The organism is Lysinibacillus pakistanensis (assembly GCF_030123245.1).
GTDB classification, from domain to species: Bacteria; Bacillota; Bacilli; order Bacillales_A; family Planococcaceae; genus Lysinibacillus; species Lysinibacillus pakistanensis.
The window spans coordinates 4,744,258-4,762,876 of the sequence record NZ_CP126101.1 but is presented as its reverse complement, the minus strand read 5'-3'; the positions used below and the strand labels follow the sequence as shown (position 1 = coordinate 4,762,876).

The following is an 18,619-nucleotide window of genomic DNA, read 5'->3' as shown; positions in this document are numbered from 1 at the left end:
GTTTGAATAAGATGGAATATTATGTTATAGTGAGAACAATCAAACCAATATTTGAATGAGGTGAGGAAATGCCGAAAGAAGTATGTGAAGTGACACTGGTTCATGAGGAAGCGGTCATAAGGGTGCAAAATCAAATGCCTGATTTATCGGGAGTAGCAAAGTTTTTGAAAGCATTATCCGATGAAACAAGATTAAAAATTGCTTTTGCCTTAACGGTGGAGGATGAGTTATGTGTGTGTGATGTTGCTTCGATTATTGGTTCATCTGTAGCGACAGCATCCCATCATTTACGATATTTAAAAGAAAATAATTTAGCGAGATCGCATCGTAAAGGGAAGCAAATGTACTACTCTTTAGCGGATGAGCATGTGTATCAAATTGTAACGATTGCCTATGAACATGCGAAAGAGGGGAAAGCTAATGACAGCAACGACACCAACTAAACAAGAATATAGACTACAAAACTTGTCATGTGCTAGCTGTGCAGCGAAATTTGAAAAAAATGTAAAAGCTATTCCAAAAGTACAAGATGCACAAGTTAACTTTGGTGCTTCTAAAATAACAGTTATTGGAGATATTAGTGTTGATCAAATTGAGGAGGCGGGTGCTTTTGATGGCATAAAAGTGTCACAATCTCCAACTAGGTCTCTGGAAAAATCAATACCCTTTTATCGAAAAACGGAAAATATATTAGCCGGCATATCATTATTATTTGTAGTGCTTGGTTATATTTTTGGAGCATGGCGTGGTGAAACAGATCCACTACCGATTGGAATGTTTATTATTGCGATTCTAGTTGGAGGTATGGGGATTTTTAAAACAGGCTTCCGTAATTTAGTCCGATTTGAATTTGATATGAAAACACTTATGACTATTGCGGTTATAGGTGCAGCCATTATTGGTGAATGGGAAGAAGCGGCTGTTGTTGTCTTTTTATTTGCAGTAAGTGAAGCATTAGAAGCTTATTCAATGGATAAAGCACGTCAATCTATTCGACAGCTAATGGATATAGCTCCGCCAACAGCAACGATAAAGCGAGCACATGGTGAACATTTCCACGAAATGGAGTTACCAACTGAGCAAATTGAAATTGGAGATATTTTAATTGTTAAGCCAGGTCAAAAGATTGCGATGGATGGCATCGTTATAAACGGGTTATCTGCTGTAAATCAAGCAGCGATAACAGGCGAATCGATTCCAGTTAATAAAACAATTGATGATGAAGTATTTGCGGGGACATTGAATGAAGAGGGAGCACTAGAGATACGTGTAACGAAGCGAGTGGAGGATACAACCATTGCCAAAATCATTCATCTCGTTGAAGAGGCACAAGCAGAAAAGGCACCCTCACAGCAGTTCGTTGATCGATTTGCCAAATATTATACGCCAGCGATAATGATAGTTGCATTACTTGTAGCAGTTATTCCACCTCTTTTTGTGGGGGATTGGCAGCATTGGATTTATCAAGGCTTAGCAGTTCTGGTTGTTGGTTGTCCATGTGCACTTGTTGTTTCAACACCAGTAGCAATTGTTACGGCCATAGGAAATGCTGCTCGACAAGGTGTTCTTATTAAGGGTGGTATACATTTAGAGCAGTTAGGTCATATTGAAGCGGTGGCTTTTGATAAAACAGGTACCCTTACAAAAGGTCAACCTGCTGTAACAGATATCTATACAGCAGAGGAACTTTCTCAGGATTACGTTTTACAGCTAGTAGCAGCTGTTGAAAAACAATCACAGCATCCATTAGCAAAAGCGATTTTAAAGAAATTACATGACGAAAAATTAACAGAGCTTATCCCTACTGATTTCCAATCTGTCACAGGTAAGGGTGCTTATGCAACGGTTGATAAGCAGATTATCTATGTTGGTAGCTTAAAATGGATTGCAACGTTAGCGGCAGTTGATGAAAAAATAACGGAACAGGTTAAGAAACTACAAAAACAGGGTAAAACAGTAGTAGCGGCTGTGAGTAATGATCGATTTATTGGCATGATTGGAATCGCTGATCAATTACGACAAGAAAGTAAAGATGTGCTGAGTAAATTAAGTGCTCTAAAAGTGAAGCATACAGTAATGCTAACAGGTGATGCGGAGCCTACAGCTCAAGCGATTGCAACCTCTTTAAATATGACAGATGTGCGCGCAAGCTTATTACCGGCTGATAAATTGATGGCCATTAAGGACTTACGAACGGAGTTTGGTGCAGTAGCAATGGTAGGTGATGGGGTTAATGATGCCCCTGCCCTAGCCTCTGCTAATGTCGGTATTGCGATGGGCGGTGCTGGCGCAGATGCAGCTCTAGAAACTGCTGATATAGCGTTAATGGGTGATGACCTAACGAAGCTTCCTTATACAATTGGTTTAAGCAGAAAAACATTACGCATTATTAAAGAGAACATTATTTTTGCCCTAGCCTTAAAATTAATAGCATTGTTACTCGTCATTCCTGGATGGTTAACCTTGTGGATTGCCATTTTCGCAGATATGGGTGCAACATTATTAGTTGTTTTTAATTCATTACGATTAATTAAAACAAAAAAGTAGTAAATAGGATTTAAAATGTTGAGGTTGTATAGGAATTTTATCTTACTGAGGAACTAGTAATTTTGTTGATATAGATGCTACTAGGGATTCTTGAAAAAGCCCGCCGTTAACGCTATTATAATTTCAGGAACAATGTAACAATTAAACATAAATGAGGCGAAAGTTTGAATATGTCAGATCCTATTTTAGTAAATGTTACAGAGGAAATTGTGCGTGGTTTAGTTAGCTTTCTATTACGAGGACCAGAATATCAAACATTTTGTAAATGTGAAATGTGTGAACTTGACACAGTAGCACTAACATTAAATGCATTGCCTAGTAAGTATGTTACATCTATGGAAGCCCGAGATGAAGCATTTAGAGTCATGAATACACCTGAAAATATCGAGCGTATTAACAGAGAAATTATTCATGCATTACATGTGGTCAATAAGCATCCTCGACATAAAGAAGAGCCCACTTCTATCTGAAGTAGGCTCTTTTTATGCTAGATATAGGAGGATGAAATATCAGTGGTCGAGTAAGTTACGCCTTCTCAGGGGATACAATTTGTATTATACATGTAACGATTTTCTGGCATATGTATTTTCAGTTAACTTTTAAGCCAAGCTTGTAGTAAACTAGAGAGTAAGAATAGGAAAGAGAGGGAATAAGATATGCCAACACCTAGTATGGAGGACCATATCGAACAAATATATCTATTAATCGCTCATAAAGGATATGCTCGAGTGTCTGACATTGCTGAAGCATTATCTGTTCTTCCTTCTTCTGTTACAAAAATGGTTCAAAAATTAGATAAAGATGGTTATTTAGTTTACGAAAAATACCGTGGTCTCACATTGACAGCCAAAGGAGAAAAGCTTGGAAAACGTCTTGTACAGCGCCATGAGCTTCTAGAGCAATTTTTGCGAATCATTGGTGTAGATGAAGAGCGTATTTATGATGATGTAGAGGGAATCGAGCATCATTTAAGTTGGAACTCAATTGACCGCATTGCAGATCTTGTGCAAGTAATGGAAGAAAACCCAGACATTGCGAAAAAATTAGAGGCATCTAGAACACACAATTTATAAAATTTTTTGCGAAAATGATGGTGTGGAGGAAAGGAAGACAATATGAACGAATTAAAATCAGGTGAAGTTGTTACGTTAACAATATTAGAACAACAAGCATCGAGATGGATTTTAACAAATGGAGTTAAAGAACTGCCTTTAAATGCTTCAGAGGTAACAGAGCCACTTGCTGTAGGTGATCGCCTTGAAGTATTTTTATTTGTAGATCGCCGTGGAGAATTGGCTGCTACAACAGCCATCCCGTCTTTTGTACAGGGCGAGTATGGTTGGGCTCGTGTCCTGAAAGTGGTAGAGCGTGAGGGTGCTTATGTAGATATCGGTACTTCACGTGAAGTGCTAGTAAAGGCTGAGGACTTACCTGCATTAAAAGAGCTTTGGCCAATACCAGGAGATCATTTATTTATGACATTACGTACCGATCGCAATGGTGAGTTATTTGGACGCTTAGCAACAGAGGAAAAGGTTTCTGAGCTATATGAAGGTGCATTTGAAGAGATGCATAATAAAAATGTAACAGCACGCCCTTATCGATTGCTGCCAGTTGGTTCGTTTTTACTAGGTGTAGACATTCCTTACCGTATTTTTGTCCACGAATCAGAACGTAATACAGAGCCACGACTTGGACAAGATATAGTTGTACGAATTATTGATGTAAAAGATGATGGTTCCCTGAACGGTTCTCTATTACCACGTAAACATGAACGTATTTCTGATGATGCACAACGAATTCTAAATTATCTACAAGAGGTTGGGGGCAGAATGCCATTTGGCGATAAATCCTCCCCAGAAGAAATTCAGGAAATGTTTAATATGAGTAAAGGTGCTTTTAAACGTGCAATAGGGACTTTAATGAAAGCTGGCAGGGTAAAACAGGAAGATGGCTGGACAGAAGAAATATAATGTTTTGTTCCTAATGTAAGGTGTGGTAGATAACCATACGAAGTAAAGAAATGGACGAGAGATACGATTGAAACCTTCTCGTCTTTTTTTCGTACTAATTATTGTATAATGACATACATTATACAGGCCAAATGAGTTTTCGAGCGAAAGGGGTCGCACAATTTGAAAAAAGCATGGATGAAAATACTAGCCGCAACGATGTTAGTATTTGGTGTGATGGCACCAACAACAGGCTTTGCAGCCGATAATACGCCTCCAAAAGCAATTGATGAAAAACTAGGCGTTCCAATTGTTGTATACGGTGCAAACTTATCTGAAGATGAAAAAGAGTCCGTTAAAAAATCTTTAAAAGTGAAGGAAGAGCCTGAAATTGAAGAAATTACTGTATCAGGTGAAGATTTAGTTAAATACATTAAAGATAGTAATTCAAGTTCCCGTATGTATTCCTCTGCAAAAATTACACGTAAAAATGCAGGAGAAGGCTTGGTCATTGAGATTGTTACGCCATCCAATATTACACAGGTGACATCAGAAATGTATGCGAATGCAATGCTAACAGCAGGTATTGAAGATGCAACTGTACAGGTTGCTGCACCAAAAGCAGTAACTGGGCATTCAGCGCTTGTAGGAATTTATAAAGCCTATGAAGTAACAACAGGTGAAACACTTGACATTGATCGTACAGATGTAGCGAATGAGGAACTCTCAGTTGCTACTACTCTTGCAAAGTCAGCAGGGGTTGATGATGCTAAGGTTGCAGAGCTCCTGACAGAAATTAAAAAGGACATTGCGGAGTTAAAGCCAGCGACTCGAGAAGATGTTGAAAAAATTGTAAAAGAGCAGTTAAACAAACTTGATATTAATTTAAGTGAAAAAGATCAACAATTACTTGTTGATCTAATGGACAAAATTAGTAAATTAGATATTGATTTTAGTAAATGGTCTGAACAATTAGATGATATTAGTAATACCATTAAAGAGAAATTCGGGTCACTTATGGAAGATGAAGGCTTCTGGACAAGTGTGAAAAATTTCTTTGCTAATTTAAAAGATACGATTTCATCATGGTTTAATTAAGAGATAAATGATTCTGCAAAATTTCTTCAACATTGAAATCACCGAAATTCCTTATCTGCTATCTTTGAAAAAATAGAAACAGCTATGATACTATTGAAAAAAAGGAGTGGTGAGAAATGGAATTCCAATTGCAGCAATTGGCAGGAAATCAGTTTGCTTACATCTATGAGCAAGAAGGTGAGAAGTTAGCGGAAATTACATGGCAGCAAAATGGGCAAGTTATGGTCATGGATCACACTTATGTATCAGATAAATTACGCGGTCAGGGTGTAGCTAAGGAATTGTTAGATCAAGCCGCAGCATATGCCCGTGAGCATGATTATAAAATGGACGCTGTGTGCTCTTATGTAGTCGCGGCCTTTGAAAAATCAAACGCTTATGATGATGTAAAACAATAAAAAATAAGGCAATCTGCTTGGAAGATAAGCGGATTGCCTTTTCACTTTTTATCAAGCTGTCCACTACAATTGAATAACACTGTAGATTAATGCTGTTAAGAAGCCTGCTCCACCTATTAATGAAGCCATATCCACCCAATCGTATACTAAGTCTAAATTTTTCATATCATCACTCTCCTAATAAATAGTATTAATTCATTAATTCCCTTCGCTTGTCTTTTATAATCATAAATAGTTACAAAATTATTTTTCGTGTTAGAAAATTTTTACGCTACGCTAGGGCGTTATTGATACAAAAACAGCTGGTAGGAGAATAATATATATTTGAGGTTATGACATACTAAAAAGTAAGCAATTGAAGTAGTGAAAAGACTAAGCAAAGAGTACAGTTATCTCTCTCTAATATATATGCGAAAGCGTTTAAAAAAATTTATGTTTAGTCGTCTTGAAATAGGGAAAAGATAAACTACAGAGCTAGTTTTTATACTTTTAGGAGGGATTTTTAATGGCAAAACGAAAAGGAAAAGGTGTTGTGATTGCAGGGTTAGCGGGATTAGCAGCATCTTATTTAAGTAAAAAAGAAAACCGTGAAAAAGCATTAAATATGTTTAATAATGTAAGGTCTAAATTTGAATCGTATTTAAATACTTCAAATATTGATATGGATAACAGAGTTGCAGAGCGAGTAACTACTGAGGTAGCTACAGAGGCTGGGACTTCGCCAACGAAAATCGCTTCAAATGAAATGGTTGCTGAGGGCGGCGGTCATACAGGAGTTCATTTTTATAATGAACAAATTCAGGAGCAAGAGAAATAAAGCTAAAACCTTCTCATTAAGCATGGGAAGGTCTTTTGTATGGTATAAGAATCGTACTAGCAAATACTAATAAAACTATTCCTGTAAAGATAAAGCCACCGACAATGCCTAATGATAGCCAACCAAGCAACGATGAGCCAAGGACAACACCTAGTGAGAAAAAGGCATAGAAGTAACCATATGCTTTACCACGAATATCAGCAGTTGTAGAGTCAATTAAAAGAGAATTAATGGAAGGGAATAAGAAGCCAAATCCAATGCCATAGCAGACCATAGCTAAATAAAGCAATGTGCTTGAATCAGCCTGGCTAATAAGTAATTGGCTTACTCCCATTAAGCCTATACCTAATGATAATGTCTTTATAGGGGCAACCTTATCAAAAATTCGGTTAGTGGGTAAAATAAACACAAGGACAGCAATAATTCCAAATGTACTCATCAATGTTCCGCTTAAACGTGAATCAAAGCCTAAAGATTGCACTTTTAGGGGAAGTAGATAGGCAATAACACCCTGAGAGAACATTAAAAAAAATGCACCCGCAAATGCTTTCAATGTGCCTGAATTATTGAAAAATACACTTATTGGTATATGTGCGCTAGGTGTAGATTTCTCCTTTTTAATTTGATTTGACTTTAATATAAAGAAAGTAAGAATGCCTAATAAAAGCATACAGCTGGCTGTAATATTAAAGACGAATGGTACACTAGTACGACTTGCTAAAATACCACTGAATGCAGGACCGATGATGGCAGCAATACCGACAAAGGCACCAGAAATAGCACTGCCTTTTCCTCTTTTTTCCTGTTCTGTTGCGTTAGCTAAAAATGTGAAGGCAGCAGGGACAATAAAACCTGCTACTAATCCATGAACAAAACGAACAATTAGTAAAGTAGTAGGATCCTCGACTAAATTGTAGAGAGAAAGAGATAAACCAGTTGTCAAAAGACCTAGAACTAAAATTACAAAAGGTCCCTTACGATCTGTTAAAAAGCCAGAAATAATATTGCCAAATGTATTGGATAGAGAATACATACCTACTGCTAGACCGGTTAAAAAGGCAGATGCCCCTAATGATTCTGCATATGTACTCATAACAGGAAGCTGGGTAAAAAGATCAAAAAATGAAAAGAAAATAATGACATAAATAAATTTTTTCATAGCTCCTCCGATGATCTATTATGTATTTACAAAATAACTAGATTTTATTATATCATTTTCGACAAAAAAGAACGTCTAATAAGTTTTTTACAACTTATTAGACGTTCGCGGAATCGCAGTTATTAAGCTTGAGCGACTTCTTTTTTCATTGTTTTGTTTTTAGCAAGATTTACATGCCAAGAAAGTGCTTCCTCTAAAATATGAGGCGTTTGATGGTTACCAGTTGCTTCTACAGCACGGTTATAGTAATCCCATAATTGCTCTTTGTAATCAGGGTGTGCACAGTTTTCAATAATTAAAGGTACACGTTCTTTTGGTGCAAGACCACGTAAGTCAGCAATACCTTGCTCAGTCACAATTACATCAACATCGTGCTCAGTATGGTCTACATGAGAAACCATTGGTACGATTGATGAGATTGCTCCGCCTTTCGCATAGGATTTTGTTACGAAAATACCTAAACGAGCGTTACGTGCAAAGTCACCTGAACCACCGATACCGTTCATCATACGAGTACCTGATACATGTGTTGAGTTTACGTTACCATAGATATCTAACTCAAGAGCAGTGTTGATTGAGATTAGACCCAAGCGACGGATAAGCTCTGGATGGTTAGAAATTTCTTGTGGACGTAAGCAAATTTTATCAGCATATTTCTCTAAATTACCATATACTTTTTGCTGTAATTCTTCAGTAAGAGTAATTGATGTTGCCGCTGCAAATTTAACTTTACCAGCATCGATTAAGTTAAATACAGCATCTTGAAGTACTTCAGATGCTACAACTAAATCTTCGAATTCTGAATCAGCAAAGCCATCTAATACAGCATTTGCTACAGAGCCTACTCCAGATTGTAATGGCATTAATTGGTTTGTCAGACGACCAGCTTTAATTTCATCACGGAAGAAGTCCAATAGAATGTTTGCCATTGTTTGTGTTTCTTCATCTGGCGGAACGATTAATGAAGGAGCATCAGGCTCTTCTGAAATAACGATTGCTTTAATTTTAGCTGGATTAACTTTAATACCAATATCACCAATACGTTGCATTGCATCAGTCATTGGGATTGCTTCACGTTTACCTTGCTCTGCTGGTACATAAATATCATGGATACCGATTAAAGCTTCAGGGTGTGAAATATTTAATTCAATAATAATGTTTTCTGCGTATTCCGCAAAGATCGGAGAGTTACCCACTGAGTTTGTTGGGATGATGAATCCATCTTCTGTAATAGCAACTGCTTCAAGAATTAAATATTTAATTGGTCCAATAATTCCTTGGCGAACTAATTCAGCGTTATGGGAAAGGTGAGCATCTACATATTGGATATCTCCAGAGTTAATTAAATTACGAATACCAGCGTCCCCTTGGAATGGTCCACGTTTACGGATAACACCAGCTTCAGCTAAGTATTTATCTACCTCTGGTCCTAATGATGCCCCTGTATAAACATCGATTTTGAAATTTTCGTTTTTAGCGCGCTCTACTAATGCCATAGGAACAACTTTTGCGTCCCCAGCACGAGTGAATCCACTCATACCAACTACATCACCGTCAGAGATAAGTGCTGCAGCTTCATCAGCAGTAACAATTTTACTTTCTAGTTCTTTTAAACCTAGGCGTTTTTGAACATTTGCATCCATTAAAAAAATCCTCCCCTAAAAAGTTTTGATGGAAACCGATTACAAAACTAGAAAAAACGTGCAAGAATTTTCTGTTTATTTAGTTGTAGTATAACTCCAACCATTTGAATAATACTATCACCAATTTGTCACAAAAACTTTAGGATAAGCATTAAATTGAGAAAAAATAGGAAAATCGAGCATAAATGTGAATTTTCGACAGAGAAAACGTTTTAATGTAGAGCTATATAATTTTTAGAGAAAATCTCATTCTAAAAAATGAAATTAAAAAGTACAGCGGGCGAATAAATTAAATGCTCGCTGTACTTTTTAATAATTAGAAACCTAAAGAACGACGGAAGTAACTTGCATAGCGCTGACTTACAGGAATACGGGTACCATCTTTCATGATTAATAAAAACGTTGAATGTGAATCTGGTTGAATTTCATCGATGTAGTCAATATTAACAATATAAGAGCGGTGACAACGAATGAATGAGTCAGGTGCTAAAAATAACTCTAAATCACTTAGGTTTAAGCGGTGGTAGCCTTCACGACTCATTGTTTTAACAAATGTTTTTCGGAGCTGTGTTTCAAGATAAATAACTTGATCATGTTTAATCGGGTACCAGCAATCATCTATCTTGATTGTGATGTAGTTCGTTAAAAATGCTGATGGTTTTTGTGGGAAGATCGCAGTAATAGCCCCCTTCGTTTCGCCTTCCTCCATAAGAGGAATACTCATGCCATAGTAGGCTACGCCAAATACATCCGGCTCAATATAAGAGCTAATTTTTTGCCCATAGCTTAATGCTTTGTGGGCTGCTGAGCCTTCTTTAATTGGATCGCCCGGCTTAATTTTTAAATCAACTTTCTTGCTTGGCTGGTAATACAAGTATTCGTTCGTGTCAGAAATTGCGATTGAAGTATTTTCGGGAAAGAACTCCTTAATAATCTCCATAATTTCTTCTATTTGTTTTGGATCCACTATTAACACCTCGTCTAAACTTTTAAAAATAGTATTATCATCTATTTTACTACATATTCGTATAAATTATATAGAGAAGATTTCGGAATAAAAAAGAGATATGTTGATTGTTGAAAAAAAAACGTGCAAATTACCTAGCATAATTTGTCACAAAATTTAATTAATTACTAATTTTTTTTAATATGTATATGGTAAAATTTAATTGTGCGAAATAAGTTTACGAGGTTTCTACTGTGCATATATGATAAATTAGAACTAGAGTGTAGCGTAAAATGTGGTTGAAAGGAAATCGCAGAATATGGTAAAATTCACTGTATAGTCTATTTTTTAAAAAACTGGTGTTTTAGTTGGGTTATTTTTAAGTTGTATTCAATATATATTTGTGAAATAGGACTCAATTCATACAATAAATAAAGAGATACTATTTTCTTATTTAAAATATGTAATTTGATGTCTAATTTTGTAAAAGTAATTCGTGCAATCTGAGGAAAGATGGGGAAGATTATGCAACTACATCAACATTCTATGTCAGAAACGATATCAAAAAGATACTTCCAGGAAATCGATAATATTAATCAATACATCGGTGTAGAAGAATTTTTTAATATTGAGTCGAAATTAATATTTGAAATTTACCATTTAGAATCTGCAAAGGCTAAGAAATCTTTGCATGAGTTAATTGATATTCTTTCAATACGTTTTGGCAAGCAAGTCATTAAAATGGTTCGAAGTTATTTTTCTGTGCTGTCGTCAATTGTTGCACGTAAATTGCTAGACAATCAAGTTCCTTCGAAAAAAGCCTTTGCTTTTAACATTGCTTGTAATGATATGATTGAAAATCAGATGAAAGACGCTGAATTTTTACAATTCGCTGATGATTTAATTGATTTCTTTGTCTATTTTATCGCAGATCGCAAGCAACCGACTTTCCGTCATCAGACAGTTAACAAAGTGATTATGTATATAAATGATGAATTAGAAAATGACCTAACAGTTGAAAGCATCGCAAATAACTTCCATATTAGTACTAGTCACTTATCACGTATTTTTAGAGAACATGTCGGTATTACACTAGTTGAATATTTAAATGTTCGCCGCGTAGAAGAATCGCAATATTATCTACGACATACAAATAAAAGTATCACTTCTATTTCAGATCAATTCCATTTCTGTAATCAAAGCTACTTTACCCGTATTTTCAAAAAATACACTGGGGTTACTCCCAAGCACTTCCGTGATGAGCTACATCATGAGTTTTATCGTTTTGAAATGGCAGAGACTGAGCTTCAGAATGTTTAATGACATTAATAAATAAGGTATGAATGAATAGGATGCGGACGTGTTAGCGATGCTAAAGCTCGCATCTTTTTTATGCTCTGGCAATAACGAGGTAATTAGTAGCACCTTGCTATTTGATAAAGATAGACTCAATAATGTATACTTCACTTTAGTTGATAAATAATAGTAGGTGGAAAAATGAAAAATTTGAAGCTATTTTCAATGCTTGGACTTGTCGTTTTTGTTCTTAGTGGCTGTCAAGCTGTGCAAAACAAAGAAGGTTTTTTCTATAGTATTTTTGTGAAGCCTATGGAATTTTTATTGGAGTTTTTCGGAAATACTATTTTTTCAGGTAGCTATGGTCTGGCGATTATTGCTATTACAGTGCTGATTCGTTTAGTTTTAATGCCGATTATGTTAAAAAATTATCGTCAGCAACAATTAATGAAAACGAAAATGGACGCGTTTAAACCTGAAATGGAAGCTGTTCAGAAGAAAATGAAGGAAGCAAAGACAAAAGAAGAGCAAATGCAGCACCAGCAAGAAATGATGGCATTATATCAAAAGCATGGCATCAATCCACTAAACATGGGATGTTTACCAATGTTAATTCAAATGCCAATTATCATGGGTCTTTATTTCTCAATTTTATACTCAGCTGATGTGAAATCACATGAATTTTTATGGTTTAGCTTAGGATCGCCTGATATTGTAATGACGATTATTGCAGGTATTGTGTATTTAGTTCAAGCTCGTGTGTCATTATGGACAGTACCAGAGCAGCAAAAAGCACAAATGAAAATGTTTATTTATATTTCACCGATTATGATTGTCTTTATCTCGATGTCGTCAATGGCAGCACTACCACTGTATTGGTCTGTCAGCGGTGCTTTACTGATTATTCAAACCTACATCGGTCGAAAGTATTATTCGGAACATCCGGAAAAAGCAAGTTCATAAATTATTCAATGTCGAGGCGCCTTAGTAGCCTCGATTTTTTTAGGAGGACAACAGGATGAACATTAAATGGCTATCATCTATTTTAGTGGCACTTTTTAGTATTGCAGCTATAGTATTTATCATTATGGGGAATTTTAATTTTGCAGTATTGGCAATGACGATTATGTTTGCTTTATCTAATGGTTTCAGAGCTAAAAGCTTTAAAGAACAGGGCTATATGAAAGAAGCGAAATGGATGAAGTATATGGCTGTTTTTTTCTCTATTGCTTCTATAATTGTCATAATTATCATTCTCACTGACAAATAAACTAAATTAATAATCTATAGTGCACCCTAAATTGTGAACAGTGCTAAAATGAGATTATACCAATAAAGTCGGATACAGTTAATTCAAATGTACCTGCAAGAGTTAAAAAGTTCAGTACTAGCGTAAGGCATTCCCGAATATCAATTTCTATAGAGGTGGGAGTCTTCTGTTCTGCGGCTCCGCTACGCTTACGCGCAAAAAACATCTGCGGCTGCCGCTACGCTTACGCGCAAAAAAATATCTGCCGCGATGCTTTCGATGCAAAAAACATTTGCTGAATGAAGCTAAAAGGGATATTTTAACCACATAGTACTTGAAAAATTACAAAAGGGGTAAAAATAGTGAAAAAAAGTCGTCTATTACTCATTATTGGTGCTATCATTTCAGTAGCACTAATTGTTTCTATTTTCGTAGTTTATAACTATAAAAATAAGCAAGTAAGTAATGAACCAGAGAAGCAGTCATTAACAACCGAACCAACAAAAAATGATTCAGTTGCAACGGAAGAGCCGAAAAAAACAACAGAAAAGCCTTCGGAACCAGAGCAACAACCTGATGAAAATGGATATTTACCAAATCAAACATTACCCACTGAACCTACGTATATTAATGGTATTTTACTAGCAAATAAAATATATCCACTCCCGTCTACCTTTGCGCCAGGAGAAAATAAGGAAGCGCGTCAAGAATTAGATAAAATGCTAGCTGCTGCTAAAAAACAGGGTTTTGATTTTGTGGCATTTAGTGGCTATCGGTCCTTTGACTATCAAACAACATTATATAACAATTATGTGAATCGTGATGGACAGGCAGCAGCAGACCGGTATAGTGCGCGACCAGGTTACTCAGAGCATCAAACAGGTTTAGCCTTTGATATTGGAGAGCGTGGCAAAGAGAATCTATGGCTGACTGAGGAGTTTGGAGAAACACCAGCAGGGCAATGGTTATTGACAAATGCTCAAGATTACGGATTTATATTACGATTCCCAAAAAACAAGGAAGATATTACTGGGTATATGTATGAGTCATGGCATTATCGCTATGTGGGTGTTGATATTGCAAAAGAAATTAAGAAGAAAGATATAACTTTAGAAGAATATTTAGGTGTGAAATAAAAGAAGGGTAGCTACTCCATAGTTATGGAGCTAGCTGCTCTTCTTTTTTGTTTTACAATATAGGTGTTAGTAGGCGAGAAATGGATTCTTTAAATTTTATTAAATTGGAACGGTTCTGATACATTTCCCATGTTAATTCGGTACAATCAAAAATATCCTTTTCAAATAGCTCAGCTAGCTGGTGTGAAATGGTTGGGTCATAAATGAATGCATTTACTTCAAAATTCAAACTGAAGCTTCGGACATCGATATTGGCAGTTCCAACAGTAGAGGCTTCATCGTCAATAATAATGGCTTTCGCATGAATAAAGCCTTTTTCATAAATATATACTTTTGCTCCTGCTCGCAATAATTGTCCAACATATGAATAAGTAGCCCAATAAACAAACATATGATCAGGCTTATTTGGAATCATAATACGTACGTCAATACCCGATAATGTAGCAATTTTAATAGCATCTAAAAAGCTAACATCAGGAATAAAATATGGTGTTTGAATATAAATGTATTTTTGGGCCATGTTAATAAGCTTTAAATAACCAATTTTAATCTGTTCCCAGTCAGAATCTGGCCCACTTGAAACGATTTGTAGACCTACATCGCCTTTTTTGGGGATAGCTGGAAAATATCTATCTGAATACCCCATTTTTTGCTGTGCACAAGCTTGATTCCAGTCTAATAAAAAGCGTGTTTGCAGTGGGTGTACAGCACTACCCTCAATACGTAAATGTGTATCTCTCCAATAGCCAAACTTCTTTTGTAGACCTAGATATTCATCTCCTACATTAAAGCCACCAATAAAACCAATACGTCCATCAATAACAACGATTTTTCGGTGATTTCTAAAGTTTAAACGAGGGTTTAGAAGGGGGAAGATGGATGGGAAAAATACTTCTACCTCGCCACCTGCATTAAGTAATTCCTTGAAATGGCGCCTTTTAACATTTCGTGAGCCCATTTCATCATATAAGAGACGAACCTTTACACCTTGTTTTGCCTTTTTAATCAGCTTATCGACAATACGGGTACCTAAGTCATCTAAACGAAAAATATAATATTGGATGTGGATATGGTCCTTTGCTGCTTCAATATCTTTTAGTAGCTGTTCAAATTTATCTGCACCATCGTCAAAAATTTTAATGGAGTTGTCCTGCGTTAGCACTGCATTATTTGTTTTCAGATGCATATAAATCATTTCTTTATAATTTTCCGCATTCTCAATACGAAACTCGAATGTATCATCTCGAATCGCATCCATTTGATAGCTGATAAGATTATCAATCCCTATATCCTTCCGTCCTTCCCAACGGAATAAATGCTTTTTTCTTAGCTGTCGGCCAAGAAGTAAGTATAGAATAAAACCAGCTAATGGAAGGAAGAATAGTACGAGAATCCATGCCCATGTAGAAGTAGCATCTTTACGTTCTAAAAAAATAATTGTCAATGCTGCTAAAATATTTACAAACATAATTAAAGGTACTAGATATTCCACATCTGTAAAAATGCTCATTCCTGCACCTGCCTTTACTATATTTCGCAATATATCCTAGTATAGCTTACTTCATTGGTGGAAAGAAGAGAAGAAATTTATTGTAGGCACAGAAAAGGATTACTCCGAAATATGGAACGAAGTAATCCTAAAAATGATTAATAATGCTCCCATTGAAATAAAATATCAGAAAAATCCTTTTGAAGTAGCTTTTCACGATTGATAAAAAATTTCCCTACACCACTATCTGCCCACATAATACCGAGTTCATCGTTTGAGTCAATTTGAAGTAACAAGACATCATAGCGTTGAAGGAGCTTTGATTCATGACGGATATCATCCTCTAAAAAATAACCATAGCCACCAATTTTAGCTCCGGCTCCTAAAAAATGTTGCAGATAAATTTCCTGTAAATCAATATCCACCTGTGAAGGTATTAAATTAGGCAAATAACGTATAGCGCGATAATCTAAAGCTGACACAGGTTCCTGTGATGGTCTGAATTGTAAAGCTAATTCTTGATGAATAGGGAACCAATCTTTTGAATATGTTATAAATTCTTGTACGGGCATTGCCACTTCAGAATTTACAGTAGGGTAAAATCTAATTTTATAAAACTGCTGAAAAATATCTTCGTGGTAATGATCTGCATTCACAAAAATATTAGACGAAATATAAAACTGAAGAATACCCTGAGTTGGAAAATCCCTTAGTGGTGGCATTTCAGCAAAGTTGATTTGCGCTAATAGCCGCATTGGCTCACCTGTAATGTCTTTAGGATATGTCTGATAATACGGTAAATATGGTACACCAGCAAATTTACTTTCTGTTAAGGTCGTTGAATGCTTATAAGGTGTAATAATCATGGATGAAAGCAGTGTATTTTCAATTTCGAAACGAAGCAATTCTAGCTCTTTTGGAAGTAAAAGATTTGTGGTTTTATTCATCATGCAGAGCCCTCCGTTATTCCTCTTAAGCAGTAAATTATTTCTTATCAGTTCTTTATATTTCGAGATTCTATGAACTTATAGCTTTAGTAAAGTATCATATCTGAATAGTGTTATGGTTTATTTGAATTTTCTACGCTTTTAGGTATTATTTACGTTACCTATTATGTTACGCCTTTTTTTGAACTTTTTATTCAAGTCGTAAAGATTTATTTGAAGCTTTATAGATAAATATGATACTTATTGAAACGACAGCTATTGCTGCTGAAGTATAATAACCAAGGCTGGATTGGACTGTAAATAGCCAAGTGAAGAATAATGGACCTAGAATGCGTCCTAGATTATCCATAGAATAGGAAAGTCCTGCTGCAGTTCCGTATTGGCCTCCTGATTCTTTCGATGACAGTGATACAACACACGTTCTTGCAAGTGCATTGCCTGCAGTAAAGAAACAAAGGGCAAGACCGGCCATAAATAAGTTAGCTGTTAAAGTGAATAACAGCATACCGATTGCAGTTACGATTTGGGCACCTATTATCCAGGCTGTCTCACGTCCATTTTTAATCCTTCTTACAACCCCACCTTGAATAGCTGCATCTACAAAACCGCTAAACATAAATAAATAACCAATTTGTAATGGGGTAATTTGAATGCGATCGATTTGAAACAGCTGGAATGTAGCCTCTACTCCAGCCAGCATAAAAGTCACTAAAAAAGAGAACAAAAACAAATAACGCACTCGATATTGCAGCATTTTACCAGCGCCTTTTGGCACAATGGCGCGTTTATTTGTATCTTTTCGTTTTTCAGGTTCTTTTAAGACGAAGCTTGCATAAATAAATAATAGTGCAATTAATAGTGCTGAACTAGTAAAGGGTAATTGTAAGCTATAGTGGCCTAGCATACCACCGATTGCTGGACCAAAAATAAAACCAAGACCGATGGACATGCCCATTAGACCCATATATTTATTGCGGTCTTCCTCACTTGACGTATCACCAACGAAGCCTGTTACTGCTGTATATAATGCGCCTGAGAATAAACCACCCACAACACGTGAAACGTATAAAATTACTAGATTATCTATAAATAAAGAGAAAATTACAAAGCTTAAACTAAAACCAACTAGACCCATTAAAATAAGCTGTTTACGCCCTACCTTATCAGAGAGCATACCCCAAAGTGGTGCAGTGAAGAAACTTGCAAGGGAGTAAACTGTTAGTAAGCCGCCTACATGTAATTCGTCCCAATTATGCTGGACAATAACCTCTGGTAAGACAGGTATTATAATCCCAAATCCTAAATACACGAGGAATTGAACAGACATTAATAATAAAATTGCTTTTTTCATACAGTCCCTGCTTTCATACGATATTTCAGTATATATATTCTACCTCTCTTGAACTTGTTATTACAAGAAAACGGAAGGTAGAACATTGGAAGAAACACAGTAAAAGTTGTTTCCTCTCAGAATTTGTACAACTTCACAGGTCAATAGGTGGCGGCGAGTACATGCACTTGTCTAAGTTTTTATATCCATTGTCATATAGTATAGGAATTTAAATTTAGGGTATACTACTATAGGGTATATAAATCAAGTTTTATTTTTTTTGATTTGGTGGTAATAGTGTAGGGAAGAAAAAATTTACATTGTAACACAAATGAAAAATTTTAAAGATGAGTTAAGTGGTATGATAAGAAGTGATATACTCGTCGGACATCATACACGTAGAAAGAAAAATGAAACTTTTTTGGAAATAAAACGTTATATTAATTCGAGGAAAGATTGAGGTGGAATGTATGAAAAAAGAAGTAGATTTGAAAAAGATTGTTTCGAATTTATCTAAGTTGGGTGTAACAGCCACTGTAACAAAGTCTCGACTTGAACTTTTAAAAGTGCTCACACCACCAACGCAAACACCGCAAGTTCAAGCTTAACTCG

The 18,619-nt window shown here is 35.9% G+C and carries 19 protein-coding genes; 13 read left to right on the top strand and 6 right to left on the bottom strand.

Annotation, left to right across the window (positions count from 1 at the left end; translation table 11 throughout):
• Positions 1 to 68: 68 nt before the first annotated feature.
• The 8 genes from QNH24_RS23700 to QNH24_RS23665 all read left to right on the top strand — a co-directional run bounded on the left by QNH24_RS23700 (position 69) and on the right by QNH24_RS23665 (position 6,812).
• Entirely contained in the window at positions 69 to 443 is a 375-nt protein-coding gene (locus tag QNH24_RS23700; protein ID WP_054771024.1) for an ArsR/SmtB family transcription factor, read from the top strand.
• Complete coding sequence (locus tag QNH24_RS23695) at positions 421 to 2,547, top strand: heavy metal translocating P-type ATPase (protein WP_283869819.1); 2,127 nt, start codon at positions 421 to 423, stop codon at positions 2,545 to 2,547. Before QNH24_RS23700 ends, QNH24_RS23695 begins: the two co-directional genes overlap by 23 nt.
• Before the next feature lie 170 nt (positions 2,548 to 2,717).
• On the top strand, positions 2,718 to 3,017 hold the full coding sequence (locus QNH24_RS23690; protein WP_376781256.1) for a late competence development ComFB family protein: 300 nt from the start codon (positions 2,718 to 2,720) through the stop codon (positions 3,015 to 3,017).
• Positions 3,018 to 3,203: 186 nt separating this feature from the next.
• The gene (gene mntR / locus QNH24_RS23685) at positions 3,204 to 3,620 is read left to right on the top strand and encodes a transcriptional regulator MntR (protein WP_283869818.1); all 417 of its coding nucleotides are present in this window, start codon (positions 3,204 to 3,206) and stop codon (positions 3,618 to 3,620) included.
• A gap of 42 nt (positions 3,621 to 3,662) precedes the next feature.
• A complete protein-coding gene (locus QNH24_RS23680; RefSeq protein WP_283869817.1) occupies positions 3,663 to 4,520 on the top strand; it encodes a CvfB family protein in 858 nt (285 codons plus the stop codon).
• A gap of 162 nt (positions 4,521 to 4,682) precedes the next feature.
• Positions 4,683 to 5,597 (top strand): DUF1002 domain-containing protein, encoded by a 915-nt coding sequence (locus QNH24_RS23675; protein WP_283869816.1) that lies wholly within the window; start codon positions 4,683 to 4,685, stop codon positions 5,595 to 5,597.
• Positions 5,598 to 5,713: 116 nt separating this feature from the next.
• The gene (locus tag QNH24_RS23670; protein ID WP_054771020.1) at positions 5,714 to 5,995 is read left to right on the top strand and encodes a GNAT family N-acetyltransferase; all 282 of its coding nucleotides are present in this window, start codon (positions 5,714 to 5,716) and stop codon (positions 5,993 to 5,995) included.
• A 505-nt stretch (positions 5,996 to 6,500) separates the two neighbouring features.
• Positions 6,501 to 6,812 (top strand): hypothetical protein, encoded by a 312-nt coding sequence (locus tag QNH24_RS23665; RefSeq protein WP_283869815.1) that lies wholly within the window; start codon positions 6,501 to 6,503, stop codon positions 6,810 to 6,812.
• 16 nt (positions 6,813 to 6,828) lie between these two features.
• Here QNH24_RS23665 and QNH24_RS23660 read toward each other — a convergent pair whose 3' ends face one another.
• The 3 genes from QNH24_RS23660 to QNH24_RS23650 all read right to left on the bottom strand — a co-directional run bounded on the left by QNH24_RS23660 (position 6,829) and on the right by QNH24_RS23650 (position 10,581).
• Positions 6,829 to 7,971: an MFS transporter gene (locus QNH24_RS23660; RefSeq protein ID WP_283869814.1), complete on the bottom strand. Its 1,143-nt coding sequence runs from the start codon at positions 7,969 to 7,971 to the stop codon at positions 6,829 to 6,831.
• Between the two features lie 122 nt (positions 7,972 to 8,093).
• Positions 8,094 to 9,614 (bottom strand): succinyl-CoA:acetate CoA-transferase ScpC, encoded by a 1,521-nt coding sequence (scpC, locus tag QNH24_RS23655; protein ID WP_283869813.1) that lies wholly within the window; start codon positions 9,612 to 9,614, stop codon positions 8,094 to 8,096.
• Positions 9,615 to 9,930: 316 nt separating this feature from the next.
• Entirely contained in the window at positions 9,931 to 10,581 is a 651-nt protein-coding gene (locus QNH24_RS23650; protein ID WP_054609424.1) for a LytTR family DNA-binding domain-containing protein, read from the bottom strand.
• 504 nt (positions 10,582 to 11,085) lie between these two features.
• Here QNH24_RS23650 and QNH24_RS23645 point away from each other — a divergent pair.
• From QNH24_RS23645 to QNH24_RS23630, 4 genes are all read left to right on the top strand, one after another.
• Complete coding sequence (locus QNH24_RS23645) at positions 11,086 to 11,880, top strand: helix-turn-helix transcriptional regulator (protein WP_283869812.1); 795 nt, start codon at positions 11,086 to 11,088, stop codon at positions 11,878 to 11,880.
• Positions 11,881 to 12,057: 177 nt separating this feature from the next.
• Positions 12,058 to 12,819 (top strand): membrane protein insertase YidC, encoded by a 762-nt coding sequence (gene yidC, locus QNH24_RS23640; protein ID WP_283869811.1) that lies wholly within the window; start codon positions 12,058 to 12,060, stop codon positions 12,817 to 12,819.
• 55 nt (positions 12,820 to 12,874) lie between these two features.
• The gene (locus QNH24_RS23635; RefSeq protein WP_283869810.1) at positions 12,875 to 13,126 is read left to right on the top strand and encodes a hypothetical protein; all 252 of its coding nucleotides are present in this window, start codon (positions 12,875 to 12,877) and stop codon (positions 13,124 to 13,126) included.
• Positions 13,127 to 13,467: 341 nt separating this feature from the next.
• Positions 13,468 to 14,241, top strand: coding sequence for a M15 family metallopeptidase (locus tag QNH24_RS23630; protein ID WP_283869809.1), 774 nt, complete (start codon positions 13,468 to 13,470; stop codon positions 14,239 to 14,241).
• A 52-nt stretch (positions 14,242 to 14,293) separates the two neighbouring features.
• Here the strand turns inward: QNH24_RS23630 and cls are convergent, their stop codons facing one another.
• The 3 genes from cls to QNH24_RS23615 all read right to left on the bottom strand — a co-directional run bounded on the left by cls (position 14,294) and on the right by QNH24_RS23615 (position 18,028).
• Positions 14,294 to 15,751 carry a cardiolipin synthase gene (gene cls / locus QNH24_RS23625; protein ID WP_283869808.1) on the bottom strand — a complete coding sequence of 486 codons (1,458 nt, stop codon included), beginning with the start codon at positions 15,749 to 15,751 and terminating at the stop codon, positions 14,294 to 14,296.
• Between the two features lie 137 nt (positions 15,752 to 15,888).
• Positions 15,889 to 16,680: a YwqG family protein gene (locus QNH24_RS23620; protein WP_283869807.1), complete on the bottom strand. Its 792-nt coding sequence runs from the start codon at positions 16,678 to 16,680 to the stop codon at positions 15,889 to 15,891.
• Positions 16,681 to 16,867: 187 nt separating this feature from the next.
• The gene (locus QNH24_RS23615; protein ID WP_283869806.1) at positions 16,868 to 18,028 is read right to left on the bottom strand and encodes an MFS transporter; all 1,161 of its coding nucleotides are present in this window, start codon (positions 18,026 to 18,028) and stop codon (positions 16,868 to 16,870) included.
• Between the two features lie 449 nt (positions 18,029 to 18,477).
• On the opposite strand from QNH24_RS23615, the gene QNH24_RS23610 reads away from it, so the two are divergent.
• Complete coding sequence (locus QNH24_RS23610) at positions 18,478 to 18,615, top strand: Lmo0850 family protein (protein WP_166672133.1); 138 nt, start codon at positions 18,478 to 18,480, stop codon at positions 18,613 to 18,615.
• The last annotated feature ends 4 nt before the right edge of the window (positions 18,616 to 18,619 follow it).

Coding starts and splice junctions, on each gene's coding strand:
- QNH24_RS23670 (WP_054771020.1), top strand. CDS start 5,714: ATGGAATTCCAATTGCAGCAATTGGCAGGAAATCAGTTTGCTTACATC.
- QNH24_RS23635 (WP_283869810.1), top strand. CDS start 12,875: ATGAACATTAAATGGCTATCATCTATTTTAGTGGCACTTTTTAGTATT.
- QNH24_RS23615 (WP_283869806.1), bottom strand. CDS start 18,028: ATGAAAAAAGCAATTTTATTATTAATGTCTGTTCAATTCCTCGTGTAT.
- QNH24_RS23700 (WP_054771024.1), top strand. CDS start 69: ATGCCGAAAGAAGTATGTGAAGTGACACTGGTTCATGAGGAAGCGGTC.
- QNH24_RS23690 (WP_376781256.1), top strand. CDS start 2,718: ATGTCAGATCCTATTTTAGTAAATGTTACAGAGGAAATTGTGCGTGGT.
- scpC (WP_283869813.1), bottom strand. CDS start 9,614: ATGGATGCAAATGTTCAAAAACGCCTAGGTTTAAAAGAACTAGAAAGT.
- QNH24_RS23695 (WP_283869819.1), top strand. CDS start 421: ATGACAGCAACGACACCAACTAAACAAGAATATAGACTACAAAACTTG.
- QNH24_RS23620 (WP_283869807.1), bottom strand. CDS start 16,680: ATGATGAATAAAACCACAAATCTTTTACTTCCAAAAGAGCTAGAATTG.
- cls (WP_283869808.1), bottom strand. CDS start 15,751: ATGAGCATTTTTACAGATGTGGAATATCTAGTACCTTTAATTATGTTT.
- yidC (WP_283869811.1), top strand. CDS start 12,058: ATGAAAAATTTGAAGCTATTTTCAATGCTTGGACTTGTCGTTTTTGTT.
- QNH24_RS23660 (WP_283869814.1), bottom strand. CDS start 7,971: ATGAAAAAATTTATTTATGTCATTATTTTCTTTTCATTTTTTGATCTT.
- mntR (WP_283869818.1), top strand. CDS start 3,204: ATGCCAACACCTAGTATGGAGGACCATATCGAACAAATATATCTATTA.
- QNH24_RS23645 (WP_283869812.1), top strand. CDS start 11,086: ATGCAACTACATCAACATTCTATGTCAGAAACGATATCAAAAAGATAC.
- QNH24_RS23680 (WP_283869817.1), top strand. CDS start 3,663: ATGAACGAATTAAAATCAGGTGAAGTTGTTACGTTAACAATATTAGAA.
- QNH24_RS23610 (WP_166672133.1), top strand. CDS start 18,478: ATGAAAAAAGAAGTAGATTTGAAAAAGATTGTTTCGAATTTATCTAAG.
- QNH24_RS23665 (WP_283869815.1), top strand. CDS start 6,501: ATGGCAAAACGAAAAGGAAAAGGTGTTGTGATTGCAGGGTTAGCGGGA.